Origin of the sequence: Spongiivirga sp. MCCC 1A20706, from assembly GCF_046524175.1 — a bacterium.
Taxonomy (GTDB): Bacteria; Bacteroidota; Bacteroidia; order Flavobacteriales; family Flavobacteriaceae; genus Spongiivirga.
This window is the reverse complement of record NZ_JBEFZF010000002.1, coordinates 617,196-634,790: the sequence shown is the minus strand read 5'-3', so window position 1 is coordinate 634,790 and position 17,595 is coordinate 617,196. Positions and strand designations below refer to the sequence as shown.

At 35.7% G+C, this 17,595-nt stretch carries 18 protein-coding genes; 11 read left to right on the top strand and 7 right to left on the bottom strand.

From position 1 onward, the window contains the following. Positions 1–8: 8 nt before the first annotated feature. Entirely contained in the window at positions 9–1,289 is a 1,281-nt protein-coding gene (gene brnQ / locus ABN763_RS06995; RefSeq protein ID WP_410484727.1) for a branched-chain amino acid transport system II carrier protein, read from the bottom strand. A 188-nt stretch (positions 1,290–1,477) separates the two neighbouring features. Here brnQ and ABN763_RS06990 point away from each other — a divergent pair, with 188 nt between their 5' ends. Continuing rightward, complete coding sequence (locus ABN763_RS06990; RefSeq protein WP_410484726.1) at positions 1,478–2,257, top strand: alpha/beta fold hydrolase; 780 nt, start codon at positions 1,478–1,480, stop codon at positions 2,255–2,257. 25 nt (positions 2,258–2,282) lie between these two features. On the opposite strand, the gene ABN763_RS06985 is transcribed toward ABN763_RS06990, so the two are convergent. After that, a complete protein-coding gene (locus ABN763_RS06985; RefSeq protein ID WP_410484725.1) occupies positions 2,283–3,263 on the bottom strand; it encodes a Gfo/Idh/MocA family protein in 981 nt (326 codons plus the stop codon). 165 nt (positions 3,264–3,428) lie between these two features. Here ABN763_RS06985 and ABN763_RS06980 point away from each other — a divergent pair, with 165 nt between their 5' ends. After that, complete coding sequence (locus ABN763_RS06980) at positions 3,429–3,683, top strand: hypothetical protein (protein WP_410484724.1); 255 nt, start codon at positions 3,429–3,431, stop codon at positions 3,681–3,683. Here ABN763_RS06980 and thiL read toward each other — a convergent pair. Beyond that, positions 3,672–4,721: a thiamine-phosphate kinase gene (gene thiL / locus ABN763_RS06975; RefSeq protein ID WP_410484723.1), complete on the bottom strand. Its 1,050-nt coding sequence runs from the start codon at positions 4,719–4,721 to the stop codon at positions 3,672–3,674. The two genes, ABN763_RS06980 and thiL, sit on opposite strands and share 12 nt — an antisense overlap. Before the next feature lie 167 nt (positions 4,722–4,888). On the opposite strand from thiL, the gene ABN763_RS06970 reads away from it, so the two are divergent. The 9 genes from ABN763_RS06970 to ABN763_RS06930 all read left to right on the top strand — a co-directional run bounded on the left by ABN763_RS06970 (position 4,889) and on the right by ABN763_RS06930 (position 13,855). Then, positions 4,889–6,139, top strand: a complete 1,251-nt coding sequence (locus tag ABN763_RS06970) for a choice-of-anchor B family protein (protein ID WP_410484722.1) — start codon at positions 4,889–4,891, stop codon at positions 6,137–6,139. A 1-nt stretch (position 6,140) separates the two neighbouring features. Then, positions 6,141–7,496: a hypothetical protein gene (locus ABN763_RS06965; RefSeq protein ID WP_410484721.1), complete on the top strand. Its 1,356-nt coding sequence runs from the start codon at positions 6,141–6,143 to the stop codon at positions 7,494–7,496. 245 nt (positions 7,497–7,741) lie between these two features. After that, positions 7,742–8,071 carry a HesB/IscA family protein gene (locus ABN763_RS06960; RefSeq protein ID WP_410484720.1) on the top strand — a complete coding sequence of 110 codons (330 nt, stop codon included), beginning with the start codon at positions 7,742–7,744 and terminating at the stop codon, positions 8,069–8,071. A gap of 41 nt (positions 8,072–8,112) precedes the next feature. After that, positions 8,113–9,561: a Fe-S cluster assembly protein SufB gene (gene sufB, locus ABN763_RS06955; protein ID WP_410484719.1), complete on the top strand. Its 1,449-nt coding sequence runs from the start codon at positions 8,113–8,115 to the stop codon at positions 9,559–9,561. A 53-nt stretch (positions 9,562–9,614) separates the two neighbouring features. Next, positions 9,615–10,367 carry a Fe-S cluster assembly ATPase SufC gene (sufC, locus tag ABN763_RS06950; protein ID WP_410484718.1) on the top strand — a complete coding sequence of 251 codons (753 nt, stop codon included), beginning with the start codon at positions 9,615–9,617 and terminating at the stop codon, positions 10,365–10,367. 35 nt (positions 10,368–10,402) lie between these two features. Beyond that, the gene (locus tag ABN763_RS06945) at positions 10,403–10,795 is read left to right on the top strand and encodes a four helix bundle protein (protein WP_410484717.1); all 393 of its coding nucleotides are present in this window, start codon (positions 10,403–10,405) and stop codon (positions 10,793–10,795) included. Between the two features lie 34 nt (positions 10,796–10,829). Beyond that, positions 10,830–12,143 (top strand): Fe-S cluster assembly protein SufD, encoded by a 1,314-nt coding sequence (gene sufD, locus ABN763_RS06940; RefSeq protein ID WP_410484716.1) that lies wholly within the window; start codon positions 10,830–10,832, stop codon positions 12,141–12,143. A 113-nt stretch (positions 12,144–12,256) separates the two neighbouring features. Beyond that, entirely contained in the window at positions 12,257–12,961 is a 705-nt protein-coding gene (locus ABN763_RS06935) for a hypothetical protein (RefSeq protein WP_410484715.1), read from the top strand. A 141-nt stretch (positions 12,962–13,102) separates the two neighbouring features. Continuing rightward, entirely contained in the window at positions 13,103–13,855 is a 753-nt protein-coding gene (locus ABN763_RS06930) for a DUF3667 domain-containing protein (protein ID WP_410484714.1), read from the top strand. Here the strand turns inward: ABN763_RS06930 and ABN763_RS06925 are convergent, their stop codons facing one another. From ABN763_RS06925 to ABN763_RS06910, 4 genes are read right to left on the bottom strand one after another with little or no spacing between them, the layout of a single operon-like run. Continuing rightward, positions 13,856–14,677, bottom strand: a complete 822-nt coding sequence (locus tag ABN763_RS06925) for a hypothetical protein (RefSeq protein ID WP_410484713.1) — start codon at positions 14,675–14,677, stop codon at positions 13,856–13,858. Between the two features lie 8 nt (positions 14,678–14,685). After that, positions 14,686–15,438 carry a CPBP family intramembrane glutamic endopeptidase gene (locus ABN763_RS06920; protein ID WP_410484712.1) on the bottom strand — a complete coding sequence of 251 codons (753 nt, stop codon included), beginning with the start codon at positions 15,436–15,438 and terminating at the stop codon, positions 14,686–14,688. Continuing rightward, a complete protein-coding gene (locus tag ABN763_RS06915; RefSeq protein ID WP_410484711.1) occupies positions 15,431–16,894 on the bottom strand; it encodes a serine hydrolase domain-containing protein in 1,464 nt (487 codons plus the stop codon). The genes ABN763_RS06920 and ABN763_RS06915 overlap by 8 nt, the downstream gene beginning before the upstream one ends. Then, positions 16,891–17,571, bottom strand: a complete 681-nt coding sequence (locus tag ABN763_RS06910) for a hypothetical protein (RefSeq protein WP_410484710.1) — start codon at positions 17,569–17,571, stop codon at positions 16,891–16,893. Before ABN763_RS06910 ends, ABN763_RS06915 begins: the two co-directional genes overlap by 4 nt. Positions 17,572–17,595 lie beyond the last annotated feature (24 nt).

The window sequence follows — 17,595 nt, the reverse complement described above, 5'->3', positions numbered from 1 at the left end:
ACAAATGTTTAAACATTCTTATTTCTTATACTAGTATTGATCAAATTGATGATTAGAAACACCACTAATGAAGGCATTAACCAACCCATACTTACATTGCCTAGTGGAATCCGATCTTTTACTGGCTGCATCGCTTCACCGAAGCCAATAGTCGATAAAAAATCAGGCAAGCTAAATACAATAGTAGTTACAACAACTGCTTTGAAAACAATAGGAGAAGCCCACTTTTCACTTAACACATTTAACAGAATTAATATGATGGTTATAGGATAAATAAACATTAACGCAGGAACCGCAATATCAATAATAAAATGAACGTCGAACTGACCTATTGCAACGCCTAATAAAGACCCTACCACCGCTGTAATTGTATAGGCCATATTTGATTGTTGAAAAATACCCTTTACAAAATCGGCTGTTCCGGTAATAATACCCACCGCAGTGGTGAAACATGCTAATGACACCAATACTCCCAAAAACATGGTGCCAATATTTCCTAAGGTATTTTTGCTGAGCAATGTTACCAATGCACTTCTATCTTCTGCGGTAACCGCATCGCTATTTAAAGCACCCAGTAAGATAAGTCCGCCGTATATTAGTAACAGCCCCAATCCAGCTATAACTCCGGCCCTAGCAATTATTTCTTTTTTAGTTGAAAAACTATCTGTTTTAAACCCAAGTGATATCACAATAACACCACCCACTACTACACCACCAATGGCATCAAAAGTTTGATACCCCTCCACAATACCGCTCGTGAAAGTATTCTCAAAAATTGAGGCTTTCATCGGTGGATAATTACCCAATATACCAATGCCCACTATTGCCAGAAGAATAATAATTATAGCCGGTGTCAAATACTTCCCGACGACATCTAAAATCTTCGATCTGTTTAAAACAAAAACGAGTACAAGCACAAAATAAATAGCGCTAAACCAAAGACTATCAAACTCAAAATAAGGCTTTATCGCAATCTCGTAAGCTACAGATGCTGTTCTAGGTGCTGGTAACGAAATGGAAATAAGATAGACCAACACACAATAAATTAAGGCAAAAACAGGAGATATTTTTTTAGCAAAATCCATCATTGTACCCTGCAATCTAGCATGACCAATGATAGCCATAATCGGGATGATGACAGCGGAAAGTGCAAAACCTGTGGTTACCCATATCCAACTACTGCCTGCATTAAATCCTAAAAAAGGTGGTAAAATTAAATTTCCTGCTCCAAAAAAAAGTGAGAACAGCGCAAAGGCAGTTACCCAAATTTGTAGTCGTTGTTTACTCATTGATGTGGTTGTTGGCAACAAGATACAGTTTTGACTCGATAATCGAGATTTAAATTCTCCGTAGCTTAGCTCGAGAGGTAAATTAATTTTCTATTTGAAGTATTCTGGCTTACCAGAAGATAGTTTAATTAATGCTATCAAATTCAAATCAAATTAGCCGATTTTTGCCATAGAAACAATTATCATTTATGACCGATACCATTCGCTTTAAAGATATCGATATACATTATTCAATTTCTGGTGACGGACCTACGCTATTATTGCTGCATGGTTTTTTAGAAAACAAAGAAATGTGGCAATTTGCTCATGATGAATTTTCAAATACTCATCAAGTAGTAAGTGTCGATCTTTTAGGTCATGGCAAAACCAGTTACTTAAAAAGCAATCACAGTATGCTTGAAATGGCAAATGCTGTTAAAGCAGTATGCGATCATTTAAGCATTTATCAAGTTAAGGTAATAGGGCATAGTATGGGAGGCTACGTTGCCTTAGAACTGACTCAAAACTATCCGGATTTAGTAAACGGAATTTGCCTAATGAATTCTAATTATTACGCAGATGATTCAGAGAAAAAAGCACTTAGAAAACGAGCCAATGAAATGGCAAGAACCCAGTTTGAAAGCTTAGTACGGATGTCATTTGTGAATCTGTTTGCTCCCAGTAGTAAAAAAGATTTTGAGCATATGATTGACTACGTTTTAAAACAAGCATTACAAACCCCAGTTGAAGGTTATATTAAGGGGCAAGAGGGTATGATCAACAGAAAAGACATGGGTAGTTTTTTTGCGGAAACAACAACCAATAAAATGGTAATCCTTGGATTAAAAGATCCGGTAATGCCAGCTGAGCCTATTATTAATTTTTGTGAAAGCTATAAAATCCCCATTCGCACTCTTCTAAAAGGTCATATGTCTCATATTGAGGATAAAAAAGAGCTGGTTGAAGCTTTTAAAGAATTTTTGCAGTGATTTTGTTAGATGTGAATTAAAATAATCAATATTCCAATCCAATTTTTTCTCTTACACTATCCAATAATTGCATTAGGTCAGTACTGTGTTGATACGACCAACTCGGACTTTGCTTTAAGCCCTTCGTTATGCAATTATGGCATTCTATAATTTCATGAGTGTATCCTTTTCCGAAATTAGCCACCTCAAATTTTTTGGGCACATCGTTTTTTATAATTGAATATGTCGTCGGTTTGTACCATTCCGGATGAATCACAACTTCCCCTTCAGTACCGCTAATTCTTGCAACCGTTTCACTTCTTGAATTAAAATTTGCATACAACATTGCTTGTGCATCACGATAATCGAAGATCATAGCAGTTTGCATATCGACTCCAGTTATAGGATGAAACTTTGCCGTGGCAGTAATATTTTCAGGAATCCCTAAAACCGTATAAGCCAAATAAATAGGATAGATACCGATATCAAGCAAAGCCCCACCTGCAAGTTTTTTATCTAGCAACCTACTGGTTAACGGCCTATCCGCCTTGAATGCAAATTGAGCGTGGACATACTTTACATCCCCAATTTCGCCATCGGTAATTTTTTGTTTTATTTCTTTTAAGCAAGGATTGAATTCACTCCATAAACCTTCCATAAAAAAACATCCGCTTTCTTCAGCCGCTTTTCTTATTTCTTGAAACTGCAAATTAGTTACTGCCACAGGCTTTTCACACAACACATGTTTACCTGCTCCTAATGCTTTTATACTAATTTCAGCATGCGAGTCATGGGGGGTTGCGATATATACAATATGTACCTTAGGATCGGCAAGTAAATCATCATAAGATCCATAATACCTATCCGCATCGAATTCGCTTCCAAACATAGCTGCTTTTTCCTGTGATCTAGACCCTACTGCATATAAATTGGCTTGATCAACAAGTCGAAGATCTTCGGCAAAACTTCTCGCGATATTCCCTAAACCTATTATTCCCCAATTGATATTGTTAATAACTTTGCCCATTTGCTTTAAAAAATCAATCTGAATCAGTAAAAATAGTAGAAAATCAACCTAAAATCGGATTTTAAATTATTTTCATCTATAAAAATTTGACACAAATTTGTTAACAAAATTTTTTTCTTACTTTAGCAACAACCCTAAATACAAACTTACTTATACCCCCACATCATGGAAAAAAGAACCAATCCCCACAATTTTTCACTTACCGGTGTTATGTGTTCCGTTTTTGGTCACAATTTTAAAGTTACACGACAAGTTACACGACATATCAAGGAATATGAATGTGTACATTGCAAAACACAGGCAACTACCGATGTGAGCGGAAACTTAGCTTCCCTTACCAACAAGCGAAAAGAAATCAATCAATCGTTATCTGAGTTGTATCAGAAAAAACTTTCTCGTAAACGACGCCTAGCTGTCTAGCAAGGCATTCCATCCCTGTGCTTTTAAAGGGATTTTTGTATCGGCCCTGGTGATAAGATGGCTACCCTCTGATTTATCAGTAATGTGACCCACTACTGTTAAATTTGGATTCGCCTTAATCTTTGGGAAATCTTCTTGTGAAATGGTGAATAACAATTCATAATCTTCACCACCACTTAGTGCAACCATTGTACTATCAATTTTAAACTCTTCGCAAGTCGCAATAACTTGAGGATCGAGCGGTATTTTATCTTCGTATATGTTAACCCCGACATCGGATTGATCTGCAATATGTAATGCCTCAGAAGCAAGACCATCACTTATATCAATCATTGAAGTTGGTTTTACATCAAGATCAGCCAGTAATTTTATAATATCTTTTCTCGCTTCCGGCTTAAGTTGGCGCTCGATAATATAACTATACATATCGAGATCAGGTTGCGAATTGGGATTTACTTTAAAGACTGCTTTTTCACGCTCTAAAACTTGTAATCCCAAATAGGCACCACCTAGATCTCCCGTGACCACTAAAAGATCATTTGGTTTTGCCCCCTCTCTATACACCGAATCACCAGCATTTACTTGACCAATAGCCGTTACCGAAATAAGCAAGCCCTTGTTAGATGAAGTGGTATCACCACCAACTAGTTCTACATTATAAATTTTACATGCTTGTTTAATCCCCGCATATAAGTCTTCAATAGCTTCTAAAGGAAACCTATTTGATACAGCGATACTAACTGTAATTTGGGTAGCCACAGCATTCATGGCATACACATCTGATAAATTAACCATTACTGCTTTATATCCTAAATGCTTTAATGGCATGTAAGCAAGATCAAAATGAACGCCCTCTACCAAAAGATCAGTAGAAACTACTGCCTGCTTATCCTTAAAATCAATAACGGCGGCATCATCTCCATTGCCTCTTACAGTGGTTTCATGCTTAATGTCAAACTCTTTTACTAGATGTTTTATAAGCCCGAACTCCCCTAATTCTGATAAGGACGTACGCTTCTGGTTTTTATCTTCAATCATTTTGCAAAAATAATCCTATCTCATTTATAATTAACAATTACAACCACAAAATAGTAGTGTTTACTTTTATCAATAATTTAAAGAAGGATCGCCCTTGAATTTAACGCTCCAAAAAAATCATATTTTTGCTGAAACTACGTTCATAATATTACAACCCTCCTGATCATATGAAAAAGATATTGCTACTAACTTTTAGTTTACTCCTATTATTTTCTTGCGCAGATGATGATAGCGGTATTCCAGTAAATCCACCAGATGAAATTCCCAACAGCGACATGGATTTAATTGGCAGACTTGTATGCGAAAATGGCATGGCTGGTGATTTTCCTTGTAATGATTATGACTTGATGAGTAGAGTCACACTCGCTACCATGGAAGCTCAAGCGGGAAACGATGTATGGGGATGGACCGACAGCACTACAGGAAAAGAATACGCTATTATGGGACTAACAAATGGAACCGCTTTTATAGACATTTCTGATGCAGAAAATCCCATTTATTTAGGAAAACTTCCCACCGCAACATCGCCAAGTGCTTGGAGAGACATCAAAGTATATCAGGACCATGCCTTTATTGTAAGCGAAGCAAACGGTCACGGAATGCAGGTTTTTGATCTTACCAGACTACGCGGTGTAACCACTTCGCAATCATTTAATGCCGACACTACTTTTAATGAATTTGGCAGTGCACATAACATTGTAATTAACGAAGAGACCGGTTATGCATACCCTGTGGGTGCTGCAAATCAAACAGGCTCTAGTAGGTTATTTAATGGGGGTCCTATATTTGTAAATATTAGCGATCCTAAAAATCCGGTTGGCGAAGGTGGTTATGAAATGGACGCATATAGCCATGATGCGCAAGTGGTAACCTATAACGGACCTGACACTGATTATACTGGAAGGGAAATATTGATAGGTAGCAATGAAAATGAAATTGTAATAGTCGATGTTACTGACAAAGCAAATCCGGTAAACATTTCTAAAATTTCATACCCAAATGTCGGTTATACACATCAAGGTTGGTTTACTGAAGATGAACGCTATTTTATTTTAGGCGATGAAACTGACGAACAGAATTTTGGATTTCAAACTCGTACCATTGTTTTTGATTTTAACAATCTAGATCAACCGGTTAGATCATATGATTATCTTGGCCCAACATCGGCAATTGACCATAATGGTTATGTAAAAGATGATACTTTCTATCTGGCAAATTATACGGCCGGAGTTAGAATTCTAGATGTTTCAAACATTGAAACACAGCTCACAGAAGTAGGTTTATTTGACACATTTCCTGCAAATAACAGTGCCAATTTTTCTGGAAACTGGAGTGTCTATCCATTTTTCGCTAGCGGCAATATTGTGCTTAGTGATATTGAAGGCGGTCTTTTTGTTATACGTAAAACAGGTAATTAATATGCAGTCTTTAAGAAAAATAAGTCTTTTTGTGCTACTTTTTGTCTTACTAACTAGCTGTGAGGACAGCGAGCAATCAGATAATAATGGTATTGTAACCGAGCCCCTATTAGGCGAAGTCGATTGGCTGAAAACATATGGCGGTAGCGACGAAGAAACAGCACATGCAGTAATTGAAACTAGCGATGGTGGCCTCGCCGTTTTGGGTTTCACTAAAAGTTTAGATGGAGATGTTATGGGGAAAAGTACTCCTGTAAATGATTTCTGGCTACTAAAATTAGATGGTGAAGGGAATATGGAGTGGCAAAACACCTACGGTGGTAGTGATGACGACCGCGGTCGCGACATCATCCAAACCATGGATGGAGGTTATGCCATTGCCGGTTACAGTAAAAGTAGTGATGGTGACGCAAGCAATAATGAAGGGCAACACGATAATTGGATTTTGAAATTAGATGCTACCGGCACAGTTCAGTGGGAAAAAAGCTTTGGTTTTTCCGGGCATGATCACCTATACTCCATTCTTCAAACTGATGATGGCGGTTATTTTTTAGGAGGGTTTTTAGATGTAACAGAAAGCAATGGCGAAGGAAATACCGGAAAAAAAGGCATTAGTACTAGTCATGGTGTTGGAGAATTTTGGGGGCAAAAGCTAGATAGCAATGGCAACTTACAATGGCGCAGGTATTTTGGTGGTACCAACAATGATAGAATTCATAAGGTATTACAAGCCGAAGACGGCGGTTTTGTTTTAGTTGGATTTACTGAAAGTGATGACTTTGATATTACAAACACTAACGGAAGCTATGATTTTTGGGTGGTTAAGATCAATGCTCAAGGCGAAATGGCTTGGCAAGAGACCTACGGCGGTTCAGGGCTCGATATTGCTTACGGAGCGGCAAAAACTCACGATAATGGCTATGTAATCGCCGGTCAAACTATTAGCACCGATGGTGATGTAACCAATAGTAATGGTGAGTCTGATTTTTGGGTAATCAAAATCAATGATACCGGCAATATGGTATGGCAAAAAACCTATGGCGGGACTGATTTTGAAGCAGCATGGTCCATAGCAGCGAGTTTAGATAAAGGCTTTGTAATTGCTGGAAACAGTAAAAGTACCGATAATGATCTAAGCTCAAACAAAGGGGAAAATGACTTTTGGATTCTCAAAATCGATCAAAACGGTAACTTACTTCATGAACTAAATATTGGCGGCAGCGGCTTAGACTTTGCCTACGGAGTTACAGCAACCTCTGACGGAAAAATCATTGCTGTTGGCGATACCGAAAGCACCGACCAAGATATAATGACTAACAAAGGGAAAAAAGATGTTCTCATTGCAAAAATTAAATGATAGCGCAGTATTTAAATTTTGAATTCCATACTTACATGTAATTCAAGGTTAAGGTAAGCACTTAATAAAGTAATGTTGCTGAAGTGCTCTTTCCAATTAAATTCATTAGTACACTCCATTACAAACCTTATTACTAAGCCATAAATAAAACCTATTATTTTATGTGTTATATAAATGTTAGGAATCTTTAAACAATCCTACTTATAGTGTATATTTGCACTTATTTAGAAATAATCTAGATTAATATGATTAAAGTTTCTGAAAACGCTCGTAAAAAAGTTGTCGAATTGATGACTGACGACGGATTTGATAGCGCTACTGACTATGTAAGAGTTGGTGTAAAAAGTGGTGGTTGCTCTGGTCTGTCTTACGACCTAAAATTTGATAAAGAACAACAAGAAGGTGATAAGGTTTTTGAAGATAATGAGGTACGTATCATTGTCGACAAAAAAAGCTTTTTGTATTTGGTGGGTACCACGCTTGAATATTCCGGTGGATTAAATGGTTCCGGATTTGTTTTTAACAATCCAAATGCTCAAAGAACTTGCGGTTGTGGTGAGAGTTTCTCCTTATAAACCAAATACTTTTAACTTGATAACTTTTTAATGTTGCTATTATGAGCAAGTATACTGAAGAAGATTTAGAGAAAGATTTAGCCACTAAAGAATACGAGTACGGATTTTATACTGATATAGAATCTGACACGTTTCCTGTCGGGTTAAACGAAGATATTGTAAGGGCTATTTCTAAGAAAAAAGAAGAGCCTGAATGGATGACTGAATGGAGACTTGAAGCCTTTAAGGTTTGGAAAGAAATGGAAGAACCGGACTGGGCAAATGTAAATTATGAAAAGCCCAATTTTCAGGATATCTCTTACTACTCTGCTCCTAACAGCAAACCAAAGTATGAAAGCTTAGATGAAGTTGATCCAGAGTTATTGGATACGTTTAAAAAGTTAGGTATTTCAATAGATGAGCAAAAGAAATTAGCAGGAGTCGCTGTTGATATTGTAATGGACTCAGTTTCTGTTGCTACCACATTTAAAAAGACATTAGCGGAGAAAGGTATTATCTTTTGTTCAATCTCTGAAGCGATACAAGAACATCCTGAACTGGTAAAGAAGCATTTAGGAACGGTAGTCCCTCAAAAAGACAATTTTTATGCTGCTTTAAACTCTGCTGTTTTTAGTGACGGTTCTTTCTGTTACATTCCAAAAGGGGTTCGTTGCCCTATGGAACTCTCTACCTATTTTAGAATCAACCAAGCTGGCACAGGTCAATTTGAAAGAACATTGGTAATTGCCGATGAAGGAAGTTACGTAAGTTATCTTGAAGGTTGTACCGCTCCATCCCGTGATGAAAATCAGCTACATGCGGCTGTCGTAGAGCTAATAGCTCTTGAGGACGCTGAGATAAAATATAGTACGGTACAAAACTGGTATCCAGGAAACGCAGAAGGAAAAGGTGGAGTTTATAACTTTGTTACCAAACGAGGCCTTTGCGAAAAAAATTCAAAAATAAGTTGGACACAAGTAGAAACAGGAAGTGCCGTTACCTGGAAATATCCTTCTTGTATTTTAAAGGGAGATAATTCAGTAGGAGAATTCTATTCAATTGCTGTAACCAATAATTTTCAACAAGCCGATACGGGAACCAAAATGATTCACCTAGGAAAAAATACAAAGAGTACAATCATCTCAAAAGGTATTTCTGCAGGACAATCTCAAAACAGTTACCGCGGTTTAGTTCAAATAAACAGTCGTGCCGAAAATGCGCGTAATTTCTCGCAATGTGATAGCTTGCTAATGGGCAACAAATGTGGTGCTCACACTTTTCCTTATATAGAAGCGAAAAATAAAACTGCTCAAATTGAGCATGAGGCTACAACCAGTAAAATTGGTGAAGATCAGATTTTCTACTGCAACCAACGAGGTATTGACACTGAAAAGGCAATTGCGTTGATCGTAAACGGTTTTAGTAAAGAAGTGTTGAACAAACTTCCTATGGAGTTTGCTGTAGAGGCACAAAAATTATTAGAAATAAGTTTGGAAGGATCAGTTGGCTAATCAATGTGCACAACAGTTTAAAAAATATTAACGAAAACGTACAATCAACTACGATGTTATCTATAAAAAACTTACACGCTAGTGTAGAAGACAAGGAAATATTAAGAGGAATTGACCTAGAGGTAAAACCAGGAGAAGTACACGCCATTATGGGACCTAACGGTTCAGGAAAAAGCACACTATCTTCTGTTATTGCTGGAAAAGAAGAATATGAAGTTACTGAGGGTGACATATTTCTTGAAGGAGAAGATATTGGAGAATTAGAAGCTGATGAACGTGCTCACAAAGGCATTTTCATGTCATTTCAATATCCGGTAGAAATTCCCGGAGTTACAGTAACTAACTTTTTGAAAACTGCAATAAACGAAACTCGTAAAGCTCGAGGTCAGGAAGAAATGCCTGCAAAAGATATGTTGAAGATGATTCGTGAAAAATCAGAGTTATTAGAGATTGATCGCAAATTTTTATCACGATCGCTTAATGAAGGGTTTTCTGGTGGTGAGAAAAAACGAAATGAAATCTTTCAAATGGCTATGTTAGAGCCCAAGTTGGCCATTCTTGATGAGACAGATTCTGGACTGGATATTGATGCCTTGCGTATTGTTGCCAATGGGGTAAATAAGTTAAAAAGTAAGGATAACGCTGTAGTAGTAATTACCCACTACCAGCGACTGTTAGAATATATAGTCCCCGATTTTGTACATGTTTTGTACAATGGAAAAATCGTAAAATCTGGCACGAAAGAATTAGCCCTTGAACTAGAAGAAAAAGGGTATGATTGGATCAAAGAAGAAGTTAGCGCCTAGGTCGGTTTGCAGTTCAATGTTTGTAGTTTTAAGTTATGGCAACGATAAGGAAATTTGAAGATTTAGAAATCTGGCAAGAAGCTCGGAGAATTTCTAAAATTATCATTTCTATATCTCAAACTACGGAGCTTAAAACAGATTTTAAACTTCGGGATCAAATTAAAGGCTCAATTGGTTCAGTTATGGATAATATCGCGGAAGGATTTGATAGAGACGGAAATAAAGAATTCAGGCAGTTTTTATCAATGGCAAAAGGTTCGGCTGGCGAAACTCGTTCTCAATGTTACAGAGTTTTTGACTCTGGTTACATTCAAGAAGAACAACTAAATGAGTTTGTTAAAGATTTGGAAACCTTGAGCAAAAGAATTTCCGCGTTTATATCCTATCTAAACAAGGAAGAATTTAAAGGTTTAAAGTTTAAAGGGTAACGCGAAACTATAAACCTAAAACAAAAAACTAATAATGAGTTTAAAAGATAAATTAGTATCGTCATTCATTGCATTCGAAAATCAAATTGATGTCGATGCACCTGTGCATAATGTTCGTGCCGAGGCGATGAAGCGTTTTGAAGAAGAAGGGTTTCCAAGTAAAAAGCAAGAGGCTTGGAAATATACTTCGTTAAACAGCTTGTTGAAACATGATTACAGCGTATTTCCTAAAAAGGATTCTGCGGTAGCATATGCTGATGTAAAGCGTTATTTTCTACACGATATAGATACTTATAAAGTGGTGTTTGTTGATGGTATTTACTCATCTCATTTATCGGAGACCACACATGACGGTATTGATGTATGCTTAATGTCTTCTGCGCTGACTAAAGACATGTATAGACCCGTTATTGATAATTATTTTGATAAAATTGCGGAAAAAGATGGCTTATCATCACTAAATACCGCTTTTACAAAAGAAGGAGCCTACATCTATATTCCGAAGAATAAATTGGCGAACAAACCTATTGAAATCATTTTCTTTTCAACAGGCAACGAATCTTCTTTGATGCTGCAGCCAAGAAATCTGATCGTAGTCGAAGAAAATTCGCAGGTACAGATTATCGAGAGACACCAAAGCCTTACTGACAATCCTGTCTTAACAAATTCAGTAACTGAGATCTTTGCAGATAAACGTGCCATTGTAGACTACTACAAAATTCAGAACGATCGCGATAATGCATCATTAATAGATAATACTTTTATAGAGCAGCAACGTGAGAGTAACTGTTCGGTCCATACATTTGCTTTTGGTGGTAATTTAACACGTAATAATCTTAACTTCTATCAAAAAGGTGAACATATTGATTCTACTTTAAAAGGCGTCACTATCATTGAAGGTAAGCAACACGTTGACCATAACACACTAGTACATCACATAGAACCTAATTGCGAAAGTCATCAAGACTACAAAGGTATTTTTGGTGATCGCTCTACTGGTGTTTTTAATGGTAAAGTCATTGTTGAAAAAGAAGCACAAAAAACAAATGCATTTCAGGCAAATAACAACATACTTATTGATGATAAAGCATCGATTAACACAAAACCTCAGCTAGAAATTTTTGCAGATGATGTAAAATGTTCTCATGGTTGTACGATCGGTCAGCTTGATGAAAGTGCATTGTTTTACATGAAAACCCGAGGTATTCCAGAGAAAGAAGCGCGCGCATTGTTGATGTATGCATTCTCAAACAATGTACTAGAGAGCGTAAAAATACCACAGCTAAAATCTCGTATAACTAAACTTATAGCTAACAAACTAGGTGTAAATATTGGGTTTGATTTATAAGAAAAACGAATGATACAAGATAAACCTGTCATCTTTAGTAATTTGACAGGTTTTTTTATGCCATTTTATTGTACCCTAGTCATTATATTTGAAACTTATTAACCTAATAAAAAGTGAGCCTAAAAATCGGGAGGACATCCAATCGTAGAAAAGTACTAGAGGTCATAGTCTGGCTAGCTTGTTTACTGATTATTGTATCATCGGTTCTTAGTCTAAGAGATCGCATACAAAGTAATACTGCTTTTGAAACCGCAAAAGAAGATCTTATTGAAGAATTAGAATACAACTACTACGCCATGGTACAAAGCGAAGTACTGTATTGGCGACCCTTTTACAATCGAATTTCAAGCGATCAGGGCTACCCTCCTTATACTATTAGTAAATGGGATTTTAAAAAGGAGTTTGGTCTTGGGTTCAACTACACTAGCTTTAGCGTCTATACTCCGAAAAACGCTACTTGGCAAGCCTTTAAAACGGCGGGATACGTAAACAGGCTTGATTTTAATACTGTAAAATACATTGAAGAATATTATAGGGAGCAAGCTGTATTTAATAAGAGAATGGAGGACTTTATTAAGGTTCCCTATGAGCTTGCCAGAAACAACAAAAACACAGCGGTGCTAAACGATTACCATAAAACGGCAGGTAGCTTTTATCACAATATCTTTTTAATTAATATTAGTAAGAACAATCATCTTTTTTTAATTGAAAGCGCATTGGAAAACTTAGGTGAAGATCTAAATCAAGATATGAAAGCACTTCGTGAACTATACACAGAGTCTGCTAATGCTGAAGTATCGAAAGAGGATTCAAACTAATGGTTAAAGTAAACTAGGATGAATTTCGTTTGTAGCTTGTCAGCAAATTTTTCAATTAATTTAAATACTTGAAATTAGTTGAATGATTCTGTACATTTAACATATGGTAGCGCAAATACAATTACTTCACAAATAAAATTTATGACTTGCATAAACTGTGGAAGTACCATAGATAAAACCGACAAGTATTGTAGAGTTTGTGGTAATAAAATTGTTAGTCAAAGACTAAACATAAGGGACTTATTCATTGCAAGTTTGTACCAATTCTTTAATTTCGACAACAAATTTTTTAAAACTTTTCTAGATTTATTGGCTAAACCAGCGAAGGTTATAGATGGTTATGTAAATGGTAATAGAAAACGATACCTAAATCCTTTTAACTATTTCGCATTAGCATTATCAATATCCGGTTTGCAAATATTAATTATTCGAAACTTTTTTATTGATACTATAAAATTTACAAGTTTTAATGGAGAAGCTGGAAGTGAGATTAGTAGGAGAATTATGGAATTATCCTTTGATTATCAACCGTTATTATTTGCTATTCAAATTCCAATATTGGCTGGAATATCGTATTTAATCTTTAGGAGAAATCACTATAATTTTAGTGAGCATTTTATCTTATTCACTTATACTCAATGTGAATATAGTATTCTTACTTTTCCCATTAACTTTCTAATTCTAATTATTGCACCAACTGTGTTTTCAAGTGTTGGTTTATTGCTAACATTTTTTATTTTGGTCTATTCTTTATACGTTCTTTTTAATCTGTTCAAAACATCCTTAAAGAATAGAATTATCAAATCAATTTTATTTATTATGCTTTATTTGGTAGTTTTTAATCTGATATTTTTTATAGTTGGACTAGTCTTATTCAGACTTAAACTTATCTAATCATCGGTTGGTATTTTTTAGGTCCATTTCAAGAAAATCTTCAAAGTCATAAGGACGATTTGTAGCAATCATAATATTTTTGACTATTGCTTCCCTACAAACTGCACAAAATTTAGCTCCTTCATCCATTATGCAGTTTCTAGATGGTTTCCAAGCAGCGTAAGGCGTTCCACAACTTCTTTTAAAAACACCTATTTCATTATAACCCGGAAGGTTGATAAAATGCTTCCATTTTACTAGTTGTTCATCATTTGTGATATCTAAATTTGCCGTTGTAGAGGTGTCCTCCAAAAAGTTACAAGGAACACGATATTCTTCACCGAGTTTTCCCGCAACATGACCTACTTCATGAATCATAATCCACATATTATTATTGGGAAAAGCCGCATCTACAGCACCAGCGGTACCTTGATTACGGGAAGCGTTTTTTGTTGAAATTAGTATAATGTCAGTTTCTTTAAAATTAGGAAACAAAGAACGCACCATTTGTTCAGGACTGGTTTCAAACGAATCTTGATCCGGCTCAGGATCAAGATAAAGTATGATGGCATTATAATTCTCCTTATATTCTGAAAAAGGAGGCGTTTCAAAAATCTTATTTATGACACGAATAGCATCAAACCGATACCTTCCTATCTCTTTATCGAAATCGCTACCCTTATAGTTAACTCCAGTAAAAAATAATGTAATACCATTAGGATCATTTTCAAAAAGCACCTCATAATCAGTATGCGTGAAATTAGAGCTATTTGAATCGTTTGATGTGTCTGATTCACACGACAAGACAAGAAGGAGAATCACTATTATCATAAATGACTTCATAATTTAAATTATTTGTATGGGTCTTTGGTTATTTTGTGTTTTGATGCATTATACCTTTTTAAAAGAAGGGTCCAAATCAAAATAGACACTAATAAAATAATCGCTTTCTCCAGTTTTGATATTGCGTTACTTACAACTCCGTACATAAATAATATATTGACTATACTGTGAAACGAACCACACCAAAGAATTGACTTTGTTTTTTGAAGTATAATATCCAATCCGGCACTAGCAAAAATTAATAACGGTAAAAGGGCAATTTTTGAACTCCCACTTTCCGATCTTAAGAAGAACCAATGCCATAAATACCAAATACTACCAGTTATGACATAAACCAACCACTTATTAAGTCCTGTTGAGAAAAGCGCTGGATGTAAATACCCCCTCCAACCATATTCTTCCATTAAAACATACACCAAAACAATACATCCAGTATAAAACCCAAATATGTTTTCTTGGACTTGATAAGAATTGGCAACACCAACTATGGTTAGTAAAATGACGGGGATTACCGCTGCAGTAACTGAGCGAACACCATTCTTCCCAGATAAAGTGAAATTTCCGGTAATATTATTTTTTCTAAATACTAGGGCACCCAACGATAGCCCAATAGCCGGTACGAGCCCAAACAAATAATAAAAATACCATTGTTGTGTATATAGTTCGGAAAGTTCAGTTTTATAAATTGTCCATAATAAAGACCAAAGAAGTACAAAAACACTAAAAATTATTACTTGAACCGTTATCTTTCTATTATTCATCAACTTTTTTAAATGTGATCAAATTATTCCATAAAATTTCATAATTATTACTTGGCTGCTTTATAAAAGCGAGTCTTTCGCCATCATTCACATCAATAAGTAGTGTATCGGATAGTGCTTTTAAAGCATAAGCTTTATCTTCTTCGTCTTTATCAATTAATAACAAATATGTTCCGCTTTTCTTTAACTCAATAGTATATATTTCTTCTTCGTATTCACCCGAGTAAACCCCTTCGTAAGCTAGTTGTAGCTCATCTGAAAGTTCAACTGTCTCAATAGTTTTTGGCTGCATAAAATCCCAATGATACTCATTGGAAATACCTCGCAAAACTTCACTAAAAAAATACCCTCCTTGGTCAGAATTTGTTAATATAACCACCGCATTTTTAGTATTCGCATAGCCTGCCATCAAATTTGTAAAGCCTTTCATCTTTCCACTATGAAAAAAAATCAAATCATCCTCTTTGTTTTTAAGATAAAAACCCAATCCGTAATTCGACAAAACAGGTTGTAACATTTTTAACATTGAAGCAGATGTAATATAGTCGTCTCTACCTTGGACTATGTCTTGTATTTTTAAACAAAAACGCGCTAGGTCTTCGGCAGTGGACCATAAACCTCCACCTCCTTTTACTGCTGGATTATACCAAAGGCCTTTATGAACTCCACCATCAGCATTAAAAGCATGACTTACATTAGCGCTATCTTCGCTCGTTAGAGTCTCAAAAGTACTGTTGCGCATATTGAAAGGTTCTAGAACCAGTTGTTTCATTGCATCTTCAAAAGAACTATTTGTTACGTCTTCTATCATTTTTTCAAGCACGCCATAACCTGTGTTTGAATATCGATGTATTGCTGTGGGAACAGTATCTAATATCGCGCCTTTATAAGGTGGTTTTCCTTTTAACATTTCTTCTAGTGAAGGTAATGTTTCATTTTGCGGAAAGCCCCGATAATTGTTATTTATCATACCAGATGTATGACTAAGAAACTGTCTTATTGTAACAGGTGCATCTTCAATAAAACTGGGCTTCTCTAGTTGCCAAGTTTTTAGGTAAGTATTAATATCTTCATCAAGATCTAGAATACCGCTCTCAGCTAATTTCATGATAGCCATAGCCGTAATAGATTTAGAAATAGAACCTGCCTGAAATAAGGTCTTATCACTAATTTTTACACTATCTTGGCCAATCTGCCCATAGCCATAATGTTTTTGGGTCGTTATTATTCCCTCTTTTACCACAACAATACTAGCTCCTACAATATTATAGTAATCAAGTCTGTCATCAATTGAATAGTATATTGGGCTAGTAGCTGACTGAAAAGAAGGTATAAGCTTACTTTCAAAAGATATATTTTCGACTTTAGTAGGTTCTTCTTTAACCTCTTTGCATGAAATAATAAGGAATAACAATGATGCAAATAAGTTGATTCTTTTTCTAGTTATTAAATTCATTTTGGCAAGTTTTTCAGATGTTTAGCGTATCCTAAAAATGATATTATAAGTAGTATTGTCCATAGGGTAACTAGTAGTGGTGACCCTAAAACCCAAGTCTTATTTAGCAGACCATTACTCAATAATGTATTCATCAGTCCCAAAACTACAATCAATGAAATAATCATTGGTCCGATGAGAAATAATACAAAAATCCCAATCCTGTTTTTATTCTTGATAGCCTTAAAAGCCGCAACCAAAGGTATAATCGAGAGCCCAACAACTATAAGTAGTCCGAGAATCCAAGAAAATTTATAATTAGAACTTAATGTATACAATGCCGACACTTCATCTCCTGCTCCATAGGCTGCAGTATATATTCTGGCAAAAGGAAGGTTTGCAAAAATGAGCGAAAATCCTAAAGATTTAATCCCCTTCTTGTCATTTTTTTTTAATAACAACCAACCTAACCATATTAGTCCAAACGAAAACATGGGGCCAGCGAAAGTGGCTATTGTTGACAACTGATCACTTATTTTACAAGATTCACATAAGCTCCATACATTGAAGTCTCTGCTTCCCCAGCATTCGCAAAGTAATCTTCCCACAGAGGTATGAACCAATTCATGCAATTCTCCGCATAAAAACAATAAGAGACAAAAGGCAGTTGCATAAGGGTAAGAAAATCGTAAAGTCATGTAAAGGTTTTAAATCAAAAATGA